At 34.0% G+C, this 19,996-nt stretch carries 11 protein-coding genes, 1 pseudogene and 1 other annotated feature; of the genes and pseudogenes, 9 read left to right on the top strand and 3 right to left on the bottom strand.

All coding sequences use genetic code 11. The features are described 5' to 3' along the window. Positions 1 to 32: 32 nt before the first annotated feature. A pseudogene (locus JFL43_RS23315) lies at positions 33 to 179 on the bottom strand (tyrosine-type recombinase/integrase); the annotation flags it as partial. 1,236 nt (positions 180 to 1,415) lie between these two features. Between JFL43_RS23315 and JFL43_RS02210 the strand changes: the two are divergent. Continuing rightward, positions 1,416 to 2,804 (top strand): MATE family efflux transporter, encoded by a 1,389-nt coding sequence (locus JFL43_RS02210; protein ID WP_407701927.1) that lies wholly within the window; start codon positions 1,416 to 1,418, stop codon positions 2,802 to 2,804. Between the two features lie 349 nt (positions 2,805 to 3,153). Further along, positions 3,154 to 4,227 (top strand): helix-turn-helix transcriptional regulator, encoded by a 1,074-nt coding sequence (locus JFL43_RS02205; RefSeq protein WP_234447562.1) that lies wholly within the window; start codon positions 3,154 to 3,156, stop codon positions 4,225 to 4,227. A 495-nt stretch (positions 4,228 to 4,722) separates the two neighbouring features. Here the strand turns inward: JFL43_RS02205 and JFL43_RS02200 are convergent, their stop codons facing one another. Together JFL43_RS02200 and JFL43_RS02195 are read right to left on the bottom strand one after the other, a co-directional pair. Next, positions 4,723 to 4,935 (bottom strand): helix-turn-helix transcriptional regulator, encoded by a 213-nt coding sequence (locus JFL43_RS02200; protein WP_100797295.1) that lies wholly within the window; start codon positions 4,933 to 4,935, stop codon positions 4,723 to 4,725. Continuing rightward, positions 4,913 to 5,227, bottom strand: a complete 315-nt coding sequence (locus JFL43_RS02195; protein ID WP_200747741.1) for a hypothetical protein — start codon at positions 5,225 to 5,227, stop codon at positions 4,913 to 4,915. The genes JFL43_RS02200 and JFL43_RS02195 overlap by 23 nt, the downstream gene beginning before the upstream one ends. 206 nt (positions 5,228 to 5,433) lie before the next feature. After that, positions 5,434 to 5,672 (top strand) — a binding site (T-box leader). Between the two features lie 92 nt (positions 5,673 to 5,764). On the opposite strand from JFL43_RS02195, the gene JFL43_RS02190 reads away from it, so the two are divergent. From JFL43_RS02190 to JFL43_RS02160, 7 genes are all read left to right on the top strand, one after another. Further along, a complete protein-coding gene (locus JFL43_RS02190) occupies positions 5,765 to 7,138 on the top strand; it encodes an anthranilate synthase component I family protein (RefSeq protein ID WP_234447561.1) in 1,374 nt (457 codons plus the stop codon). Between the two features lie 22 nt (positions 7,139 to 7,160). Beyond that, positions 7,161 to 8,192, top strand: coding sequence for an anthranilate phosphoribosyltransferase (gene trpD, locus JFL43_RS02185; protein ID WP_200747740.1), 1,032 nt, complete (start codon positions 7,161 to 7,163; stop codon positions 8,190 to 8,192). Beyond that, positions 8,189 to 8,977, top strand: a complete 789-nt coding sequence (gene trpC, locus JFL43_RS02180; protein WP_200747739.1) for an indole-3-glycerol phosphate synthase TrpC — start codon at positions 8,189 to 8,191, stop codon at positions 8,975 to 8,977. The genes trpD and trpC overlap by 4 nt, the downstream gene beginning before the upstream one ends. Next, positions 8,974 to 9,591 carry a phosphoribosylanthranilate isomerase gene (locus tag JFL43_RS02175; RefSeq protein WP_200747738.1) on the top strand — a complete coding sequence of 206 codons (618 nt, stop codon included), beginning with the start codon at positions 8,974 to 8,976 and terminating at the stop codon, positions 9,589 to 9,591. Before trpC ends, JFL43_RS02175 begins: the two co-directional genes overlap by 4 nt. Continuing rightward, a complete protein-coding gene (gene trpB / locus JFL43_RS02170) occupies positions 9,591 to 10,799 on the top strand; it encodes a tryptophan synthase subunit beta (protein ID WP_200747737.1) in 1,209 nt (402 codons plus the stop codon). The genes JFL43_RS02175 and trpB overlap by 1 nt, the downstream gene beginning before the upstream one ends. Beyond that, positions 10,789 to 11,565 carry a tryptophan synthase subunit alpha gene (trpA, locus tag JFL43_RS02165; RefSeq protein ID WP_407701933.1) on the top strand — a complete coding sequence of 259 codons (777 nt, stop codon included), beginning with the start codon at positions 10,789 to 10,791 and terminating at the stop codon, positions 11,563 to 11,565. Before trpB ends, trpA begins: the two co-directional genes overlap by 11 nt. 801 nt (positions 11,566 to 12,366) lie before the next feature. Beyond that, on the top strand, positions 12,367 to 19,968 hold the full coding sequence (locus JFL43_RS02160) for a non-ribosomal peptide synthetase (protein WP_200747735.1): 7,602 nt from the start codon (positions 12,367 to 12,369) through the stop codon (positions 19,966 to 19,968). Positions 19,969 to 19,996: the final 28 nt, after the last annotated feature.

Below are 19,996 nucleotides of genomic sequence, written 5' to 3'. Positions count from 1 at the left end.
ATATTTGTGGTCGAGATATCCGAATGACCGGCTCAGTCCTTCACTACTGCAAGTGGGACATTATTTTCCAAAAACATGGTGACAAAGCTGTGCCGAAACCAGTGCGGAGAAACTTTTGAATGTTTTTCGGCCAAATGAACGGCTTCCTTCATAATCTTATAAATGCTCGGATAGGTTAACCGTTTTTTATGTTCTTATGGTTCTTACTTACTATATAGAGCGAAGAAAAGCGGGCTGGTATCTTCTGGATTTTTCTCAATAGACTCTCCAAGGCTTTTTCGATAATCAAATAGTAACTCTATTGTCTCTTCTTTTATGGGAATAGTTCTCGGCTTTTTCCATTTTCCAATTAAATCTGTATATAGATAACCTTTACGATTGTACCTAAAACTTTCCTAATTAAAACTTAAGAGCTCATTGGCTCGTAGCCCCGTAGTATATAGAAGAAATCTGATCAATAAATTACATTTTCTACCTGCTCTCGATTCCTGTTTGGCTTCACAATTTTAGGAAAGAAAGAGATTAGATATTCCGCATCTTTCTGATTTAATTCTCTTACTTGAAGACGCGTTTGCGTATTTTCTGGACGAGTTTCTTCTATTTATATTAGGAGATGTTTTTTGATTAGAAGATATGTCGAGTCAAGATGTTCAGCAGAATGAAGGAAATAAGAAAGTGGTCTTCCTTCATTTAGTAAAAATCTATATTGTAAAAACAGAAATACTTAAAGACCAAGAGCTTTACATCGCTCTTGGTCTTAATTATTTCTATTTAAATGATAACTCAAACATCTCCTTTGTAATTAAAGATTGGTGATAAAGCTCACTAGTCTAGAAAAGGAAAATTCAGAAAAGGTCACTAAGTAATATTGACTAACTACAAACTTTATATTATTATGTTTGTAATAAAACAAACAAATTTAATTTTAGTTTGTTAATAATCTAGCGTTATTATAAAGTGTTTAGGGAAATGATATTTCGATTTATTTATGGAAGATCAAAAGGAGGGCTTAAATATAAAATTATCAAACAATAAAAATTACTGTATCTGGTTGGAACTCTAGTAAAGGAATTCAATTTTTGAGAGGAAGTCTTTGAGTTTGAAGTGTTAAAACAGGCGTGTTGATTAGCCAATTTTAACCATTACTATTAAAGTGGTAGGTTGATTTCCGCTACGGGATGCTAGCTTTCCGCGAGCAAGCACCCTCCGCTACAATCAATTAAAAAATCTAGTAACATACGTTAATATTGAACATAAAAAACCCATTTTAAAGGTGATTAACAACCTAATATTTCCCTAATCAACACACCTGGTATTAAAAGATTTAATAAGATTATAGAAGAATATTTTGGTGGAAAAGATTTGAACTTTTCAACTTTCTTATAAAAGAATTTCATCAAAAGCGTTCTATCTAAATGGGGAGTTGTGTTTCAATGAATAAACTTAGGAATGAAAATAAAACAATATCTAAGTCTATGATTACTTTTCTGATTCCGGTGATTTTTGCTAGTGTCATACAATCATTAGGTCAAGTTTTTGGGATTATTGTCGTTGGCCAATCACTTGGACTGGATTCTCTCGCTGCGCTATCTGCGTTCTTTCCACTCTTATTTTTACTTATTACCTTTGCGATTGGCATTGGCTCTGGAAGCTCGATATTAATTGGGCAATCTTACGGTGGAGGAAATATCACGAAAATGAAGGAAGTCGTTGGAGTTACACTTGCTTTTACGATTCTTATTTCTGTTGTGTGCGCCATTTTTGGAAGCATATTTACTGATAATATTCTTAAATGGATGGGAACTCCTAAGAATATCCTTGAAGAAAGTGTAGAATATGCTCGAATTCTATTTATTACATTACCTATTACTTTTTTAAATATGGTGTATACAACGTTTTTGAGAGGGGTAGGCGATTCCAAAACACCTTTTTATTTTTTAATCATTAGTGTCATTTTAAATATTATCTTGCTACCGATCCTTATTTTTGGCTTGGCTGGTTTACCTGAATTCGGATTAAATGGTGCCGCTTATGCTGCTGTATTAGCTAGTCTAATCAGTTTAGCGCTTCTATTAGGTTACCTACACAAAAGCAATCACATCCTTAAATTAGACCGCACTATTTTTAGCCACTTTCACTTAAGAGGTGCCGTATTAAAAACATTGCTAAAATTAGCGATACCATCAAGTATTAGTTTAGTTGCGATGGCCATGTCAGAAATTGCGGTTATAACGTTTGTGAATAGTTATGGTTCAAATGCAACTGCAGCTTACGGAGTTGCCAATCAAATTGCAAGCTATGTTCAAATACCTGCAATGAGTATTTCAATTGCGATTTCAGTATTCGTAGCACAATCTGTTGGAGCAGAGGATATAACTAAAATAAGACATATCAAAAAAATAGGAATTAAACTGAATTATATCCTTGGAGGAGCTCTAGTATTAATGATTTACTTGCTTTCAAATCCAATATTAGGGATGTTTTTAAATAATGACGAAACGATTCAAATTGCACATAGTCTAATTCTTATCTCATTTTGGAGTTATGTTATTTTGGGTCACACTCAGGCAATCTCAGCAACAATGAGGGCAACAGGCACTGTATTATGGCCAACTATTTTTACAATCTCTAGTATATGGCTTGCTGAAGTGCCTGTAGCTTATTTCCTTTCACATTTCACAACACTTGGAATTAATGGTATATGGATAGCATACCCTATGGCCTTCATCGCCAATTTCACAGCTCAATCTATGTATCAACATTTTTTCTGGAAAAAGAAAGCATTAAAAGCTCTATTACAATAAATTAGCAAAATAATCAAATCTACTTAAGAACTAGGAGCATAAAATCGCTCTTGGTCTTTTTTATTTCTATATTAATAATAGAAGTTTCTTTAACTTGATGATTTTATATGACAATAATTTTATTAATTATAAACCTCGCTAGTCTATATAATAAGATCAAAACCCAGCCACTAAGAGAAATAAAGAGCTAAATAAAAGAAAGTGAAAGCTTATTATTGAAATTTGACGCTAGAGATACAACAAACAGAATTTAAAGCCTTTATAATTTTTTATGTAGCAACCAAAACTTATATCAAAACATCAAATTCTATTTCGATTATAATAAATGCATGAGTTAGGGGTGACCACCATGATGCAGGAAATGATAGACTGGATTGAAGATCATTTATTTGATGATTTTTCATTAAAAAGCCTAGGAAATGATATGGGCTATTCACCATATTACTGTTCATTTAAGTTTCATCAAATGGCAGGAATCAGTATTAAAAGATATAGGGCACTTAGAAAGATATTTCTAGCTAGCATTGAACTTGAAAATACAGACCATAGAACTATTGATCTTGCATTTAAATATGGATTTTTATCTCAGGAGACTTTTTCAAGAGCTTTTAAAAATACATTTGGTATTAGTCCAAATGCCTTTAGAAAAAATCCTCAACCCCTGCAATCATATGTGAAACTAAATATGAATGGTATAAAGGAGAGTTTTATGATGGATATTTCACAGAAGTTAAAGATTGAATCTTTACAGAACATTATGAATGAACAATTTGATCAAGGTATTTTGAATATCTTAAATGGACGGATTATGTATGAAGAATTTCAAATACACCAGTTAATGGGGAAAAGTGATTATGTTCCTTTTAATGAAGCCATGTGTTCAAATGATACATGTTTTACCATATTCAGCGATGAATTTAATAAGTTAAGGTCTGCAGGACATGAAGTGTCTTTAAAAGATTATGAGAATATTACCATTAACTCTTTAAAACCACTATTTGAAAAACAATATAAATGTATTGTTTTATGGTTTGGTGAGGATATGTTCTGTCAGATGAATTTACTAACAATGTTGGCGTATCTGGAACAAGAGGAGTACAAAGGAAAAGTATTTTTCAATATGATTAATGAAAAGACCTATGATGTAGAAGAAATTGAAGTGATTCCAGAAGGCTTTAAAGAAATCTATCAACAAGTATTGATCCAACATCAACTTCCCCAAGCTCAAGTATTGCCTGTCATGTATCAAGGAATTAACCTGTATTTAGAGTATTTAAAAGATGAAAATGAAATCACTGCTTACATAAAAAAACATCTTGATAAGTCCCATAAAGATTTACTGAAAAACTTATTTCATTTGTTTCCAAATTACGGACTGGGAGATGTGCAATATTTAAAAATGATAAAAATAATAGAAGAATAGCGTTTTTACTATGCTTTTTTATAATAGAGTGAATTTATTACATATTTTAAGTAGTAACACCAGTCTTCCTAGTCTGCAGACCCCAAAGTGTAAGACAAAGAAAGAGGGTGGTCAGCATTCCTGTCAATCGTTTCTATCGTGGTAACTCCATACACCTATAAATTTTTACACACAATGTTTGGAATGATCCCTAGTGCTATTGGGGCCTTTGTTATACTTATTGTTTTAAGTATTCTTTTCTTTGGATAAAAAGAAAAAGTATAGGGGGATTTTTAAAAACTGTAGTTTTTCATTTGGACGTTTTTGGAATTACTTTTGATAACTACAAATACTAGTTCCATTAGGTTGAAATAAGGGGAAAGCTTGTAGCTGATAAATACGTAGAGCAAATGCATATTTTTTCCTGACGAAAATCGAATAAAACAACAGTGGAAGTGCTAAGAAGTACATAAAAAACGACTCCAATACTGAGAGCCGTTAATCATTATCAACCTATTATCGCGTTTTTCTTTCATTGAATAGTTCATCAACAGTTGTTTCTAAACTTTTCGCTAAATCAAATGCAAGAGATAACGAAGGATCATATTTATTATTTTCTATCGCATTAATTGTCTGTCTTGAAACATTGCATAGTTTAGCAATTTCGTCTTGAGTTAACTTTTTTACCTTTCTTAGTTCTTGAATTCTATTCTGCACTCCAATCACCATATCTCTTTTTATTGAGTATTAAAGAAATGAGGAATACGATAGATATTTCCGTTAAAAAAATCAATGGGTTGATTCCCACCACTTCGCCTGCTCTTACAAATGTTAAATACAAAGATTCACCAATTTTGAATATTAAAAAACAGACCATGATTAGAAACGTTTGACACATTGACTTTTCTTTGATAAAACTTTTCCTTTCATCTCCTTGTTTAGCTAATGATAGTAACAATAATCCGATTGTTATTAATAGACACAGAATAATTCCCAAAAATATTATTAAAAACAAATCCATAAAAGCACCTCCTAATAATGTAAAAAACCTTGTACATTTAATATATAATTACGCCCACCTTTTTATCAAACATCTTTTACATTTACAAATATCATTTGACAATTTAGAAATCAAAGTTTAATATGGAAAATAACAATTTTGTTCGGGTATAGGTAGCAGGTTTCGGGAGCGAGACCACCTTGAGAACAGTTTAGTCAAGCATAGCAGAGAAATTGAAGAGTAAGAGTAGTAGTATAGGTGTGTTAGTGTAGAGAATCAGTGGCTGGTGAAAACTGATCTATCCCCTATATGAATGGACTTATGAGAGCTGTTAAGAACAGAAGTAATTACTTCTTATTATTAATAGACGTTTAACCTACGTTATAGGTAGTATCTTTTTGATACGATAAGTGGGAGCAGCTATGCTTCAACTTGAGGTGGCAACGCGGTCTATATCGTCCTCTTGAAAGGAATTTTCCTTTCGAGAGGGCTTTTTTTATGTAAAAAATCAGCTAAGCATAGAATTGTTAGACGAGATGAGTAGAGGAGAGAATTTATATGAGCATAGAAAAATTGAGCTATAGAACGACGATCAAGAAATTAACTGGTGATACAATAACACCGATCGACATATTCAATCGATTAAAGGGTAAGCGAAAATTTTTACTTGAAAGCTCGGCAAAATTGGAAGAGTCTGGCCGCTATTCGTTTATTGGTGCTAATCCATTAAAATCATATAGCGGTAGTGGGCAAACATTAATCGAACAGCAATATACAACGGGTAAACGCTATGAATATACAGGAGATTTATTAACACAATTAAAAAGATTAATGCCAAGAATTACGGAGCAATCGGCGTTTCCTTTTACTGGCGGTGCTGTTGGTTATATCGGTTACGGCGCTGCAAAAATAGATTCGCTTTTACTAGATGAGCTGGAGCTTCCAGATGTTAACTTTCAAATTTATGAAACGATCATTATTTTCGATCATATAGAAGATGAAATCACTATTATGCACACGGCTGTAAATGCGGAACTAGAGAGACCAGATTTAGAAGCGATTGCTGCTACAATCACAGCAGAAAACGAAATGATGGCAGAAGACTTTCATTTCAGTGATTTCCAAAGTAATGTGACAAAAGCCCAGTTTGAAAACCAAGTTGAAAAGGCTTTACAGCAAATACATGCGGGAGAAATAGAGCAAGTTGTTCTATCACGTAAACTAGTCACTGGTTTTACTGGTAATCCATTTTTAATTTACAGAAGATTGCGTGAACAGAACCCGTCACCATATATGTACTATATGGAATTTGATCATCATATCGTAATCGGTGCTTCACCTGAAAGTGTGGTCAGTGTGACGGAAGGCATTGTAAAAGCCAATCTAATTGCCGGAACAATTCATCGTGGGCAAACAATTGAAGAAGACGAGATTCTAGAGGCAACATTAATAAAAGACCCAAAGGAAATTGCCGAGCATAATATGCTCCTTGAAGAGGCAAGACAAGAATTAAACCGAGTTTCTGTACCAGCTACTGTAAAAGTGAAGAAATATTTGCAAGTCGCGCACTTTGAACATGTTATGCATCTAATGTCCAATATTGAAGGGGAATTATTACCTGTACTGCATGCGCTAGATGTATTAGCAACCACTTTCCCAACTGGTACAGTGACAGGTAAGCCGAAGCAAAAAGCAATGTCCATAATTGATGAACTTGAAACGACACATCGAAGTACTTACGGAGGAGCCATTGGTTATATCGGCTTTAATGGCAATATCGATTTTGCTATTACAATTCGCTCCATGCTACTTATAAATGACAAAGCCTATATTCAAGCGCGTGCAGGAATCGTAAAAGATTCTATCCCTTCTAAGGAATATGCAGAAACGGAAGCTAAGGCGAAGTCATTATTATCTTTCCAAGGGAAATGAACTTATAAAAGGAGTGTGGACGATGAAAAAGTTTATAACGATGGTACAAAATGGTCAGCATTTATTATTTGATGAAATGCGTGAAGCTTCTAAACTGATGTTTCATGAAGCAACGCCATTAAATGAAATTGAGTCGTTTTTAATCGCATTAGCGAAAAAAGGTGAGACTGCTCATGAGGTTGCAGCGCTTGCAACGGTTATGAAATCATTTGCCTTAGAAGTACCTGTAAAAGCTGCTCGATATATGGACAATTGCGGAACTGGCGGGGACGGCGTGAACAGTTTTAACATTAGTACAACTACCGCATTTGTGATGGCAGGTGCGGGTGTGAAAATAGCAAAGCACGGCAATCGGAAAATTTCCAGTTCCTCTGGAAGCTCTGATGTACTAGAGGCACTGGGTATTCATACGGATTTAACAATTGATGAAACAGTGGAGCTTCTAAACGAGCATGGCATTGCTTTTCTATACGCACCTAATATTCATCCAAAGCTAAAAAGAATTGGCCAAGTGAGACGACAAATTGGCAAACCAACGATTTTCAATTTAGTGGGCCCATTAACGAATCCGATAACTTTAGATACCCAGTTTACAGGCATTAACCGTCCTGAATTCACGATGGAATATGCAGCTGTCATGAAAATGCTCGGTCGTGAGCGGGGCATTGTTGTATCAGGAGCTGGTGGTATGGATGAAGCATCACTTGCAGGTCAAAATGAATTCGTGTTAGTTGATCAACAGGATTTAATTCCATTCTCCTTAACACCTGAAGATATTGGCTTGAAATCCGCTCCACTTGAAGCCATTCGAGGAGGCAATGCGGATGAGAATGCAGTTATTATACGTGCATTACTAAACGGTAAACGAGGTGCTTATTTTGATACTGTCGTATTCAATGCAGCAATCGGTCTATTCGCTTACGGCAAAGTAGATCGAATTAAAGATGGAGTAAAACTCGCAATTGACACGATTTTATCAGGCAAGGCACTTGGGAAATTGGAAGCAGTTGTTGCGTTCAGTGAAGCACGTGAAAAACAGGGGGTTATGGAATGACAATTTTAGCTCGGATTTTAAAAGAAAAAGAAAATGAAGTCCAACAATTACTACAAAATACACCTGCAAGTAACGAAGGATTGAAAATAAGACCTTCTCTGTTTGATGCACTCTACCAAAATGAGCGTCTACAAATCATTGCGGAAATGAAGCGTGCCTCTCCTTCAAAAGGTTTAATCAATGAAGGCGCAAATCCAGTGGTGCAAGCAAGCATTTACGAAAAAGCAGGTGCAGCCTGTATATCTGTCTTAACTGACACACCATTTTTTAAAGGTACGTTTGCCGATTTGAAAGCAGTGGCAGAAGCCGTTCAAATTCCACTTTTATGTAAAGACTTTATGATTCATGAAGTGCAAATTGATCAAGCAAAAGCATCAGGCGCATCTGTCATTTTATTAATCGTTGCTGCTTTACCAGGAGAGAGATTACAAGTGCTGTACAAATATGCAATAGAGTCAAAGCTAGAGATACTTGTTGAAGTACATAATGTTGATGAGCTTCAACAGGCCCTAAAGCTAGATGCCAAATTAATCGGTGTTAATAATCGCGATTTAAAAACATTCGAAGTGGATTTAGCACGCACTGCTGAAATCTCAGCTAACTTCCCGTTTCATGAAGAACGCGTCTTAATAAGTGAAAGTGGCATGCAAACAGTTGAGGATGCAGAAGTTGTGACAAAGTTTGGTGCCAGTGCCATTTTAGTCGGTGAAACATTGATGCGTAGTGGGGAAGTAGCACAAACAATTGCTGATTTCAAAGTGAAGAAAGGTGTGGAACCGCGATGACTAAGGTTAAAATTTGTGGTTTACAAGAGCCAGAACATGTTAGAGCAGCTGTTGCAGCAGGGGCCGATGCCATTGGCTTTGTGTTTGCACCTAGTAAACGTCAAATTTCAATCGACCAAGCAAAAGAGCTCGCTCATTTCGTTCCAGAAGGTGTGCTGAAAATCGGTGTTTTTGTAAATCCGACGTATGAGGAGCTAGAAGAAACTGTCCACACAGTGCCACTAGACTATGTACAGTTTCACGGTCATGAAACACCGGATTATATAGCGACATGTCATTTTCCATCTATTAAAGCATTAGCAGTTAAATCGATTGGTGATGTAGAAAGTGGCTCCAAGTTCAATACTGACTATTTATTATTTGATGCACCAGGAACTGATTTTCAAGGTGGTAGCGGTATACCCTTTGACTGGCAATTACTACAGGGCCATGGCATTTTAGAAAATCGCCTCATTTTAGCGGGTGGTCTTAATCCAACAAATGTTGGAGAAGCAATTATCCGTGTCAAACCGTATATGGTAGACGTATCAAGTGGCGTAGAGAAAAATGGACGTAAAAGTAATGAGTTAATCAAAGCATTCATCCAAGCAGTAAAAGATGAGGAGAGATTATAATGGTAAAAGCAACTGAACAAAATCAAGCAGGACGCTACGGTAAATTTGGCGGTCAATACGTACCAGAAACATTAATGACTGCATTAATAGAATTAGAAGATGCCTATAAGGAAGCACAGCAAGACCCGGCATTTTATGAAGAACTAAATTACTACTTAAAAGACTATGTCGGACGAGAAAATCCACTTTATTTCGCTAAACGCCTAACAAAGAAACTTGGTGGTGCGAAAATCTATTTAAAACGAGAAGATCTGAATCATACAGGTGCTCATAAAATTAATAATGCATTAGGCCAGGCATTACTAGCAATGCGTATGGGCAAAAAGAAAGTTGTTGCGGAAACAGGGGCAGGACAACACGGTGTGGCGACTGCAACGGTATGTGCACTTTTTGATTTAGAATGTATCATATTCATGGGTAAAGAGGATGTCAGACGACAAGCATTGAATGTTTTCCGTATGGAGTTACTTGGAGCAACCGTCGTTTCTGTTGACCAAGGATCAGGTACTTTAAAAGATGCCGTAAACGAAGCACTTCGTTACTGGGTCTCCAATGTAGAGGATACACATTATATTTTAGGTTCAGCACTTGGACCACACCCGTTCCCGCAAATCGTACGTGACTTCCAACGTATTATAGGAATCGAAACACGTAAACAAATTATAGAAAAAGAAGGCAGACTACCAGATGCCATTGTCGCTTGTATAGGGGGAGGAAGCAATGCAATTGGTATGTTCCATCCATTTATCGATGATGAGGACGTCAAACTATATGGTGTAGAAGCCGCTGGGAGTGGAATTGACACAGGTTTACATGCTGCTGCGATTGCAGATGAAAAAGAAGGGGTCTTACACGGAGCCTATATGTATGTACTGCAAGATGACAATGGATTTATCCAAGAAGCTCATTCTATTTCAGCAGGGTTAGATTATCCAGCTGTTGGACCAGAGCATTGTTATTTACATGATATTGGTAGAGTAAAATACGAAGCTGTGACAGATCAAGAGGCATTAGATGGATTACAACTATTATCCCGAGCAGAGGGGATAATTCCAGCACTTGAAAGTTCGCATGCCATTTATTATGCAGCTAACCTTGCAAAGGAAATGAGTGAAGACGAAATTTTAGTCATCTGCTTATCAGGGCGCGGAGATAAAGACGTGCAAACTGTTCGGGATGCATTAGGAGGAAATTATGATGGCAAATAAAACATTACAAAATGTGATGGAAGCAAAAGTAGCTCAAGGTGAAAAAGCATTTGTTGCTTATATTATGGCAGGGGACGGTGGCCTAGATGCTCTTCGTGAACAGATTCTATTTTTACAAGAGGCTGGTGTGACAGCGATTGAGCTTGGTATTCCTTTTACAGATCCAGTAGCAGATGGACCTGTCATTCAAGAAGCTGGTCTTCGCGCACTTGCAACAGGTGCAAATTTACGTGCTATTTTAAAAACAATTTCATCCTTTAAAGAAGAGATCCAGATTCCACTAGTTGTGATGACGTACTTAAACCCGATCATTGCATTTGGTATAGAAGATTTCGTACAAGCTTGTGAACAAAGTGGCATAAGTGGACTAATAATCCCTGATTTACCTTTAGAAGAAGCTACCCTTATTTCAGATGAATTACAAGGTACAGATATTGCACTTGTTCAGCTCGTATCATTAACAAGTCCGCAACAACGTATCGAGAAAATTGCCAAAGCAGCCGAAGGATTTATTTATGCAGTAACTGTAAATGGTATCACGGGTGTGAGACAAGGTTTTACAGAACAATTGGAACAACATTTATCCAATTTGAAAAAAGTGAGTCAAATACCCGTCCTTGCAGGATTTGGTATTTCAAATGCACAGCAAGTTGAAGAAATTAGCGCTATGGTGGACGGAGTTATAGTAGGCAGTGCTATAGTTCAAGCTTTCCACGAAGGGCATAAAGAAAAAATCAATGAATTGTTAAATAAACAGCCAGTGTAAAAAAGGGTCTCTAATCGTCTTGTAATATAGAGGGTTAGAGGCTTTCTTATATATAAAAGAAGATTTTATTGATTTAAGCTGCGATGAATATGCCAGGATGATTATATAGGGGTAACGCCATATAGTCATAAATCTAATTTTTTGAAGTGCCCCCGAGGTGGAAATTTTATCTCTCCACGGTTATTTATAAGAAATTCAGCTCGTTTTAGAGAACAATAAATCTCTTAACTTGATCGCTGCAGTAACCTAAATGTGTATTTAACTGTAAATATCATTTATGTTACAATTTATAGCTTCAAGTGGTTCATTATCTTTTACAGCCCCCATTCGTCACCCCCAATTGCCTAAGAACCAAATCCTATTTCTGAAATAATTAATCCAATGTTGGCTAATAATTTGTATTCCATAATAAAATGAGTCTTCCTTTTGAATAGGAATTATTAGGAATATATAGGTTCCATACAAAATTGTTAGAAAATTTAATACATTGGGTGAAAAATATTAATGATACGCTAAACAATTTTTCTAATGAAGCACTATTAAGCAGAGTTAATATTTCAAAAAAATAATTAAAATTATCAGTAAATTGGTTTTTTATGCTTACAGTGAATGAAATATATCGAAAATAACGTTGTAAATAAAGGGGTTATCCATAACATTAATAATTATGCAATAAATGAAAAACACAGAATTTAGAAGAGGAATTTATATATTTACAAAACATTCGGTTTGCATATATAGTTGGGATGTAAATATTATCTAATTATGGATGTGTGTATAAAACGAAAAGGAGGAATTTATATGAAAGAAATAAAAGCACATTATGAAATAGTCGATGAACTTGATTTAACTGTGGGTCAAAGATCATTATGGTTAGCACATCAAATGGATTTAAGGGAAGGCATCTACAATGAACCTCTTGTAATGAAGTTAAAAGGAGATCTTAAAATAGAAATTTTAAAAGAATCCCTTAGTAAGGTGATGCAATCTCATCCAGCGTTACGTGCCGTATTTATAAAAAGGGATTCAAAGATAAAACAACTCATTCGAAAGAATATAGAATTTGATATTCCCATCCAGGATTTAACAGCCTATATGGAAGAGGAGAAAGAAACAGTTTTAAAAGAATATCTGGAAGCGGCGTTATATAAAAAGTTTAATTTGGAAAAGGGACCTTTATTTAGATTCCAGATCGCTAAATTAAATCAAAACGAATATATTTTACATATGGTTATTCATCATATTATTTATGATGGATGGAGCTTGGGGATATTGATTCGGCAGCTCTCTGAAAACTACTCAGAACTAGTCTCTGAAAAAACAAGCATCGACCAAGAAGTATCCTATAAAAGTCTTATCGAATATGAAAATAAATACAACCATAGTACCCTATATAAAGATGGAGAATTGTATTGGAAACAATCCTTGCAACATGAATTACCGTATACGGAATTCCCTTCTGATTTTAATAGAAATAATGAAAGAAAATATTCTGGAGATTGTATAAGTAAAAGCATAGAGCCAAAGATATATCTTCAAATAAAATCTTTTGCTGAAAAAAATAAAGTAAGTATATATCGAGTCATGCTAAGTGCTTATTTTAGTTTACTTCATCAAATGACAAACGCAAAAGAAATGATTGTTGGTGTACCAATTAATACGAGACCAAGATCTAAAGAAGCGGATACTTTTGGTTATTTTGTTAATACATTACCGATACTTGTATCAATTTCAGAAGGGGATACCTTTCAGGGATTACTTAGCAAGGTGAATGAACGTGTTAATGAAGCTATTAAGTATCAAAATTATCCTATCTCTGATTTAGTAGAAAGTTTAAATTCAAATGGAAATATAAATCAAAACTTTTTATATTCAACAGCATTTAATATGGTAAAACTACCAGAAATGAGCTTGCCTGATGTCGAGGTAAAGGTATTAACAGACAGTAAAAGAGTGAACGTCTTCGATATGGTGTGGAGAATTATAAGATATGCAGAAAAAAACGAATATAAAATTGAAGTTGACTATAATTCAGATTTATATAAATCTGAAACTATATATAATTTAATTGAAAGGTTTGAACATTTACTACAAAAGCTTATTTTACATGTGAATGAGCCTATCCATTCATTGGATTTACTTTTAGAAATGGATCATAATTTGTATAGTAACATGAATTCAAACGCTCAGAAATATCCTAATTCTAAAACACTAGACCAATTAATTGATATCCAAGCGCTTGAGTCACCAAATCAAATAGCAATATCAATGGAAAATAAACAAATTACTTATAATGAGTTACAACAGCGCTCTAATCAAATTGCCAATTATTTGCATCAAAATAATATTAAAAAAGGACAGCGCGTTGGTATTATTATGGAAAGAGAGATAGACACAATTGTATCTATCCTTGGTGTATTAAAATCAGGTGGAGTGTATGTTCCAATCGATCCGAATTTTCCTGACTCTAGAATACATTACATGTTACAGGATAGTGAGTGTCGTATTGTTATTACAAGAATACAATATCGAGACTTAATATCGAATTTTAAAATTCATACTCTTTGTCTTGATGAATTTAGTTATTCCGGTTCTTCGGAACTTATCAAGCAACAACATACCATAGAAGATGCTGCTTATATTATTTATACTTCTGGTTCAACAGGTTTACCAAAAGGAGTAGTAATAACACATAAAGGGGTAATCAATTTATCATATTCATTAAAAAATAGATATTCATTCTCAAAAAATGATGTGTTTTTACAATTTGCATCTATTATTTTTGATGCATCTATAATGGAAATATTTCCGATGCTATTGTTTGGAGGGAGAACGCATATCATTTCTGAAACTCAAAAGCGTTCTGCTGAAGAGTTTATTAATGTAATTAAAATAAATGATATAAAGTATTGTCTTTTACCGACGGTGTTTTTTAAACTGTTAGCTAATATGCCGAAAGAAATGTTAGTTGAATTGAGTTCTTTAAAACATATTTTTGTAGGAGGAGAAACACTGCCTGCTGAATCAGTTCGTAAGTGGCAAAGAAAAACGGGGTTAAATATCCCAATAATTAATGCCTATGGACCTACAGAAGCAACTGTATGCACGACACTTCATGAAGTTAAACAGGAGATAGTAGAAGAACAGTCTATTATTCCTATTGGGAAACCAATTGATAATAGTGAAGTGTTTGTTGTTAGCCCATCTAATACTTTATGTCCACCTAATGTGATTGGGGAATTATACATTGGAGGAGAGGGCGTTGCGAAAGAGTATATAAACCAAGATGAAAAAACGACAACAGCGTTTATTTCTACAGATATATCTGTAAATTCCTATAAAAGAACTTATCGTACTGGTGATTTGGTACGCCTGTTGCCCAATGGAAATCTAGAGTTTTGGGGAAGAAAAGACAACCAAGTGAAATTACGAGGATATCGAATTGAACTCGATGAAATCGAAGAAGTGTTATTAAAACATTCAGAAATAAAAGATGCTGTAGCCCTTATTTATAAAAATAAAAACGATGAGATTGTTACTTTTTATTTATCAGAGGGCAATACAGTTATAAAAGAGAATGAGTTAAAAGCATTCCTGAATAAACAATTACCTAATTTTATGTTGCCAAATTATTTATTTCAGCTTGAAAAATTCCCATTATCACCAAGTGGGAAAATTGATAGAAAGCAATTAGAGCTACAAATCCCATACTTATTCGAAAAAAAAGCTAATCAATATGTACCTCCTACAAGTATTACTGAGGAAAAATTAGTCGAAATTTGGTCAAATATTTTAAAACTAGAAAAACATACAATTGGTAGAGAGGATGACTTTTTTGGACTGGGTGGGCATTCATTAATTGCTGTACAAGTGCTAAATCAAATCCAAAAAACATTTCAATTGAAATTAGAAATTAAAGATATCTTTAAGTACAGAACAATTTCTAGATTTTCTGCTTACATTGATAAGTTAAAGAAGAAAAAGGATGGAAATAGTGGTTATGATGTAAAAGTCTTGAAGACAAAAGATAAACAATGTTATAAGCTTTCGAATGCTCAGAAACGACTATGGTTTTTGAATAAATTAAGTTCTATAAATAGAGTGTACGATACACCACTACACATATGTATACAGCCAAGCTTACAGAAAAATATTTTGCAAGATACTTTAGATTTTCTAGTTCAAAGACATGAGATGCTACGTACTGTTTTCATTGAAAAGAATGGGGAACCAAAGCAAAGAATATTAAAATCAATGTCTACTGATTTTCATTATGAAAATATCCAGTACATTACTCAAGAAGAACAAAAAGCATATATAAATAGAAAAATAAAGGGAATTGATAATACGCCATTTGATTTGGAAAAAGGGCCATTATTTCGTATTCAAGTGTTTAATATTGATGCGGAGAGTTCATATTTATATATAAATTTACATCATATTATTACAGATGAATGGAGTGTGAAATATTTATTAGATGAATTAATGAAAGTGTATCAAGCTTTCTGTAAGGGAGAAACTCCAAAGTTATCTGTAATTCCAAATCGTTATATGGACTATGTTGAGTGGGAACAGAATCAGTTAAATACAGGGCATTGGGATAAAGAGAAATTCTATTGGATTTCTGAAATGAAGACACCTCTCCCTATATTAAATCTTCCGTTGGATTTTAATCGTCCGAATGAAAAAACAAATAATGGAGACGTTTTCCGAATAAAATTAAATGATGAAATAAAGGAATCTTTAAAAACAGTATGTGAACAAGAGAATGTTTCAATGTATATGTTATTTTTCGCTAGTTATATACAGCTGTTACATTACTTAACTGATCAAAAAGATATTATAGTAGGTACACCCGTTGCAGGAAGAAATCATGAGGTGTTTGAACAAATACAAGGATTTTTTGTGAATACTTTAGCAATAAGAACTCAATTTCATGATATAAAAAATCTACAGCATTTATTACAAGTGGTTAAAGAAAAATGTTTAAACGCTTTTCAAAATCAATCTTATCCATTTGATAAAGTAATTGAGGCAATAAATCCAGATAGAGGTCTTAGCAATAATCCAGTTTTCTCTACAATGTTTAGTTATCAGAAGGAAATATTGCAAAGTAATGATCAATATAGCCTTGAATTATTACCTATGAACCAGGCGATTAGTAAATTTGATCTTTCTGTGTCTGTCGAAGACGGTTTAGATTACATGGACGTATCATTTGAGTATGATACTGATCTTTTTAAGAAAGAAACGATAATAAGATTTACTCAAAATTTTTCAAATATCCTTCAAGCATTTATTAAACAGCGTGAGGTGCCATATGAAAATTTGACGTTTTTATCAGAAAAAGAAGAAGCTCTATTTACTAAGGTAAATCTTACAGAAAAATCATATTATTTTAAAAACATACAGGAGCAGTTCTATAAGCAAGTAAATCTACATCCAAATCAAATTGCAATAGAAACTAATAGGGAATCCATGACATATAAACGGTTAAATGTGCGCTCCAATCAAGTAGCTAAGCATCTGTTAGAGCAAGGGGTCAAAAGAGGAGATAAAGTCGCAATATGTTTAGATAGAAGTGTTGATAGTATTATTGCGATGATCGGAATATTAAAAGCTGGTGGGGCTTATATACCAATAGATGTAAAATATCCTAAAGACCGAATTGAATATATAGTAAGTGATAGTGAAGCTTGTAGGATTATTACAAAACATGCATATAGAAACCATTTGAATTTAGGTGATCGAGAGGTTTCTATAGTTGAAGATATATATAGCGCTACGGCAGAGCATGATATTGAAGTTATAAATGAACCAGATGATGTAGCCTATGTCATCTATACTTCAGGATCGACAGGAAAGCCGAAAGGTACATTGTTAACCCATAAAGGGGTTTTAAATTTAGTTGAATGGAGAAAAGAAGTGTTTCATATATCTGAACTAGATAAAGTGACTCAATTCTATTCACATAGTTTTGACTCTTCGGTATCAGAGATTTTCTCTACTTTACTAAATGGGGCACAATTGTATCTATTAAGTGATGAACAGCGTTATTCAACTGCTGCGTACACTGAGGCTGTTCAAGAGATAAAAGCCACTATATCTGATGTACCAACGGTGTTTTTTAATGAATTGTCTATATCACTGACTAAGTTGGATCGTAAGAAGATACAGTCTTTAAGGGTTATGATTATGGGAGGGGAGGCTGCATCAGCAAGTGCTATTAGAGGCTGGCAGAATACTTTTCAAGATGAGGTGCAAATTGTAAATGAATACGGTCCCACAGAATCTACTGTTTCTGCAATGTATTATCAGGTACCAAAACGTATGAGCGACTATTCTAAGAATGTTCCGATTGGAGTACCTATTTCTAATACAAAAATTCATATATTAAATTCGCATATGCAACCTTGCCCAATCGGTGTTCTAGGTGAATTATATATTGATAGTATTGGACTAGCGAAAGGGTATTGGAAGCAGGAAGAAAAAACAAAACATGCATTTATATCAAATCCATTTTCATTGGAAACTAACAGGAGACTATATCGAACAGGGGATTTAGCGCAATGGTTACCAAATGGAAATGTAGAATTTATGGGGAGACGAGATAAACAGGTTAAAATAAGAGGGCATCGAATTGAATTGGGAGAAATAGAAGATGCAATGTTACAATTTCAGGAGATAATACAAGCCGTTGTAACACCAACAAAAGACGGGATGTTATTGCAAGCGTATTATAAAACAGTGGACGGTAAAGAGATAAAAAGCAATCAATTATCTTTATATTTATCGGATTTATTACCTGAATATATGTTGCCTAAAAAGTATTTTCATTTGTTAGAAATACCAATCACTGCAAATGGGAAAATTGATTTCAAGGAACTACCAGAAATAGATTTTGATAGCGAAAATAAAAATGGTTCTATAATTCATCCTCAAACCACAGTGCAAAAAAATATTGCACAAGTATGGTCTGAAGTGTTAAACATCAAATCTATAAGCCTTAAGGATGATTTCTTTGATTTGGGTGGACATTCTTTAAAAATTATGCCGGTTTTAGTAAAACTAAAACCGCTATATCCCAACCTGAAAATTCAAGATTTCTTTAAGTATAGAACACTAGAAAAATTAGCCCATCATATTGAAGGTATGAATAACTTACCAATAAAGGATGAGAAAGAATATAATACCCCATTTATTGAGAAAGAAATAAGAGATACCAATGTATATAACCAAACTAAATTAGAAGAATTTCAAATAGATGTAGTAAATCATCCAAAGACCGTACTTCTTACAGGGGCAACTGGATATTTAGGAGCTCATTTTTTAGAAAGGTTATTAAATTTGCCCTCAACGGTTATTTACTGTTTGGTACGAAAAGATAAGGATCAAGTGCTTGATGCAAAATTAAAAGAGAAAATGGTATTTTACTTTGGTATTGAGATTCTTCAAAAGATGAAAGGGAGAGTTGAATTTTTAGAAGGAGATTTATCTTTGATAGATCTTGGTCTCAATCCACAAAGCAGTAAGTACCTAAAGGATACAGTAGATTCTATTATTCATTGTGGTGGAGATGTTAGACACTATGGAGAACGTGAACATTTTCAAAAAGTAAATGTTCAGTCCACAAAATATTTATTACACTTAGCCAAAAATGCAGACGCACGTTTTCATTATGTATCTACTTTAAGTGTGGTTGGTCACGCTGAAAGTGATCCAAATAAATTTCTATTTTTTGAATCAGACTTTGAGAGAGGACAAGTTTTAGATAATGTGTATCTTGAAAGTAAGTTTCAGGCGGAAAAACTGGTTCGGGACGCAATAAAGAAAGGAGCGCGTGCTACTATTTATCGAGTTGGAAATTTAGTAGGACACTCTCGTACAGGGAAATTTCAATATAATATAAATGAAAATGCTTTTTATAGGTTATTGAAAGGGATATGCTTGTCAAAAGCAGCTCCCAAAATTCATACGTATATAGATTTAACTCCTGTGGATTATTGTAGCTTAGCTATAACTGAATTATCTTATATAGGCAACACCATAGGCCAAACCATGCATATTTGTAATCCAGTTCAACTCGATTGGGAGCAATTTATTAATAATCTAAAATGTGTTGGCTATGATATATTGCTAATGAATGAACAAGAGTATATGGATAAATTCTTTAATGCGAATTTGACTATACTAGACCAGAAAGCATTAGAATTGATAATGCCTTTGCTTGAATCAGTAGAAGAGAAGTCAGTGTCGATTCCATCTTGTGAATATACGCAAAGGTATTTAAATAATATAAGTATACATTGTTTAGAACCAACTCAAGAATATATAGATTTATTATTAAATTATGCTATGGATATAGGCTTCCTTCCGGAAGCTAAGGAACCTATAATGTTATAGGTAGTTGTATTATGTTTAGATAAATTAT

Origin of the sequence: Viridibacillus soli (assembly GCF_016612995.1) — a bacterium.
GTDB classification, from domain to species: Bacteria; Bacillota; Bacilli; order Bacillales_A; family Planococcaceae; genus Viridibacillus; species Viridibacillus soli.
The sequence above is the reverse complement of the archived record's forward strand: the minus strand, read 5'-3'. Positions and strand labels throughout refer to the sequence as shown.

Coding starts and splice junctions, on each gene's coding strand:
- trpB (WP_200747737.1), top strand. CDS start 9,591: ATGGTAAAAGCAACTGAACAAAATCAAGCAGGACGCTACGGTAAATTT.
- JFL43_RS02160 (WP_200747735.1), top strand. CDS start 12,367: ATGAAAGAAATAAAAGCACATTATGAAATAGTCGATGAACTTGATTTA.
- trpA (WP_407701933.1), top strand. CDS start 10,789: ATGGCAAATAAAACATTACAAAATGTGATGGAAGCAAAAGTAGCTCAA.
- JFL43_RS02195 (WP_200747741.1), bottom strand. CDS start 5,227: ATGGATTTGTTTTTAATAATATTTTTGGGAATTATTCTGTGTCTATTA.
- JFL43_RS02190 (WP_234447561.1), top strand. CDS start 5,765: ATGAGCATAGAAAAATTGAGCTATAGAACGACGATCAAGAAATTAACT.
- trpC (WP_200747739.1), top strand. CDS start 8,189: ATGACAATTTTAGCTCGGATTTTAAAAGAAAAAGAAAATGAAGTCCAA.
- JFL43_RS02210 (WP_407701927.1), top strand. CDS start 1,416: ATGGGGAGTTGTGTTTCAATGAATAAACTTAGGAATGAAAATAAAACA.
- JFL43_RS02175 (WP_200747738.1), top strand. CDS start 8,974: ATGACTAAGGTTAAAATTTGTGGTTTACAAGAGCCAGAACATGTTAGA.
- trpD (WP_200747740.1), top strand. CDS start 7,161: ATGAAAAAGTTTATAACGATGGTACAAAATGGTCAGCATTTATTATTT.
- JFL43_RS02205 (WP_234447562.1), top strand. CDS start 3,154: ATGATGCAGGAAATGATAGACTGGATTGAAGATCATTTATTTGATGAT.
- JFL43_RS02200 (WP_100797295.1), bottom strand. CDS start 4,935: ATGGTGATTGGAGTGCAGAATAGAATTCAAGAACTAAGAAAGGTAAAA.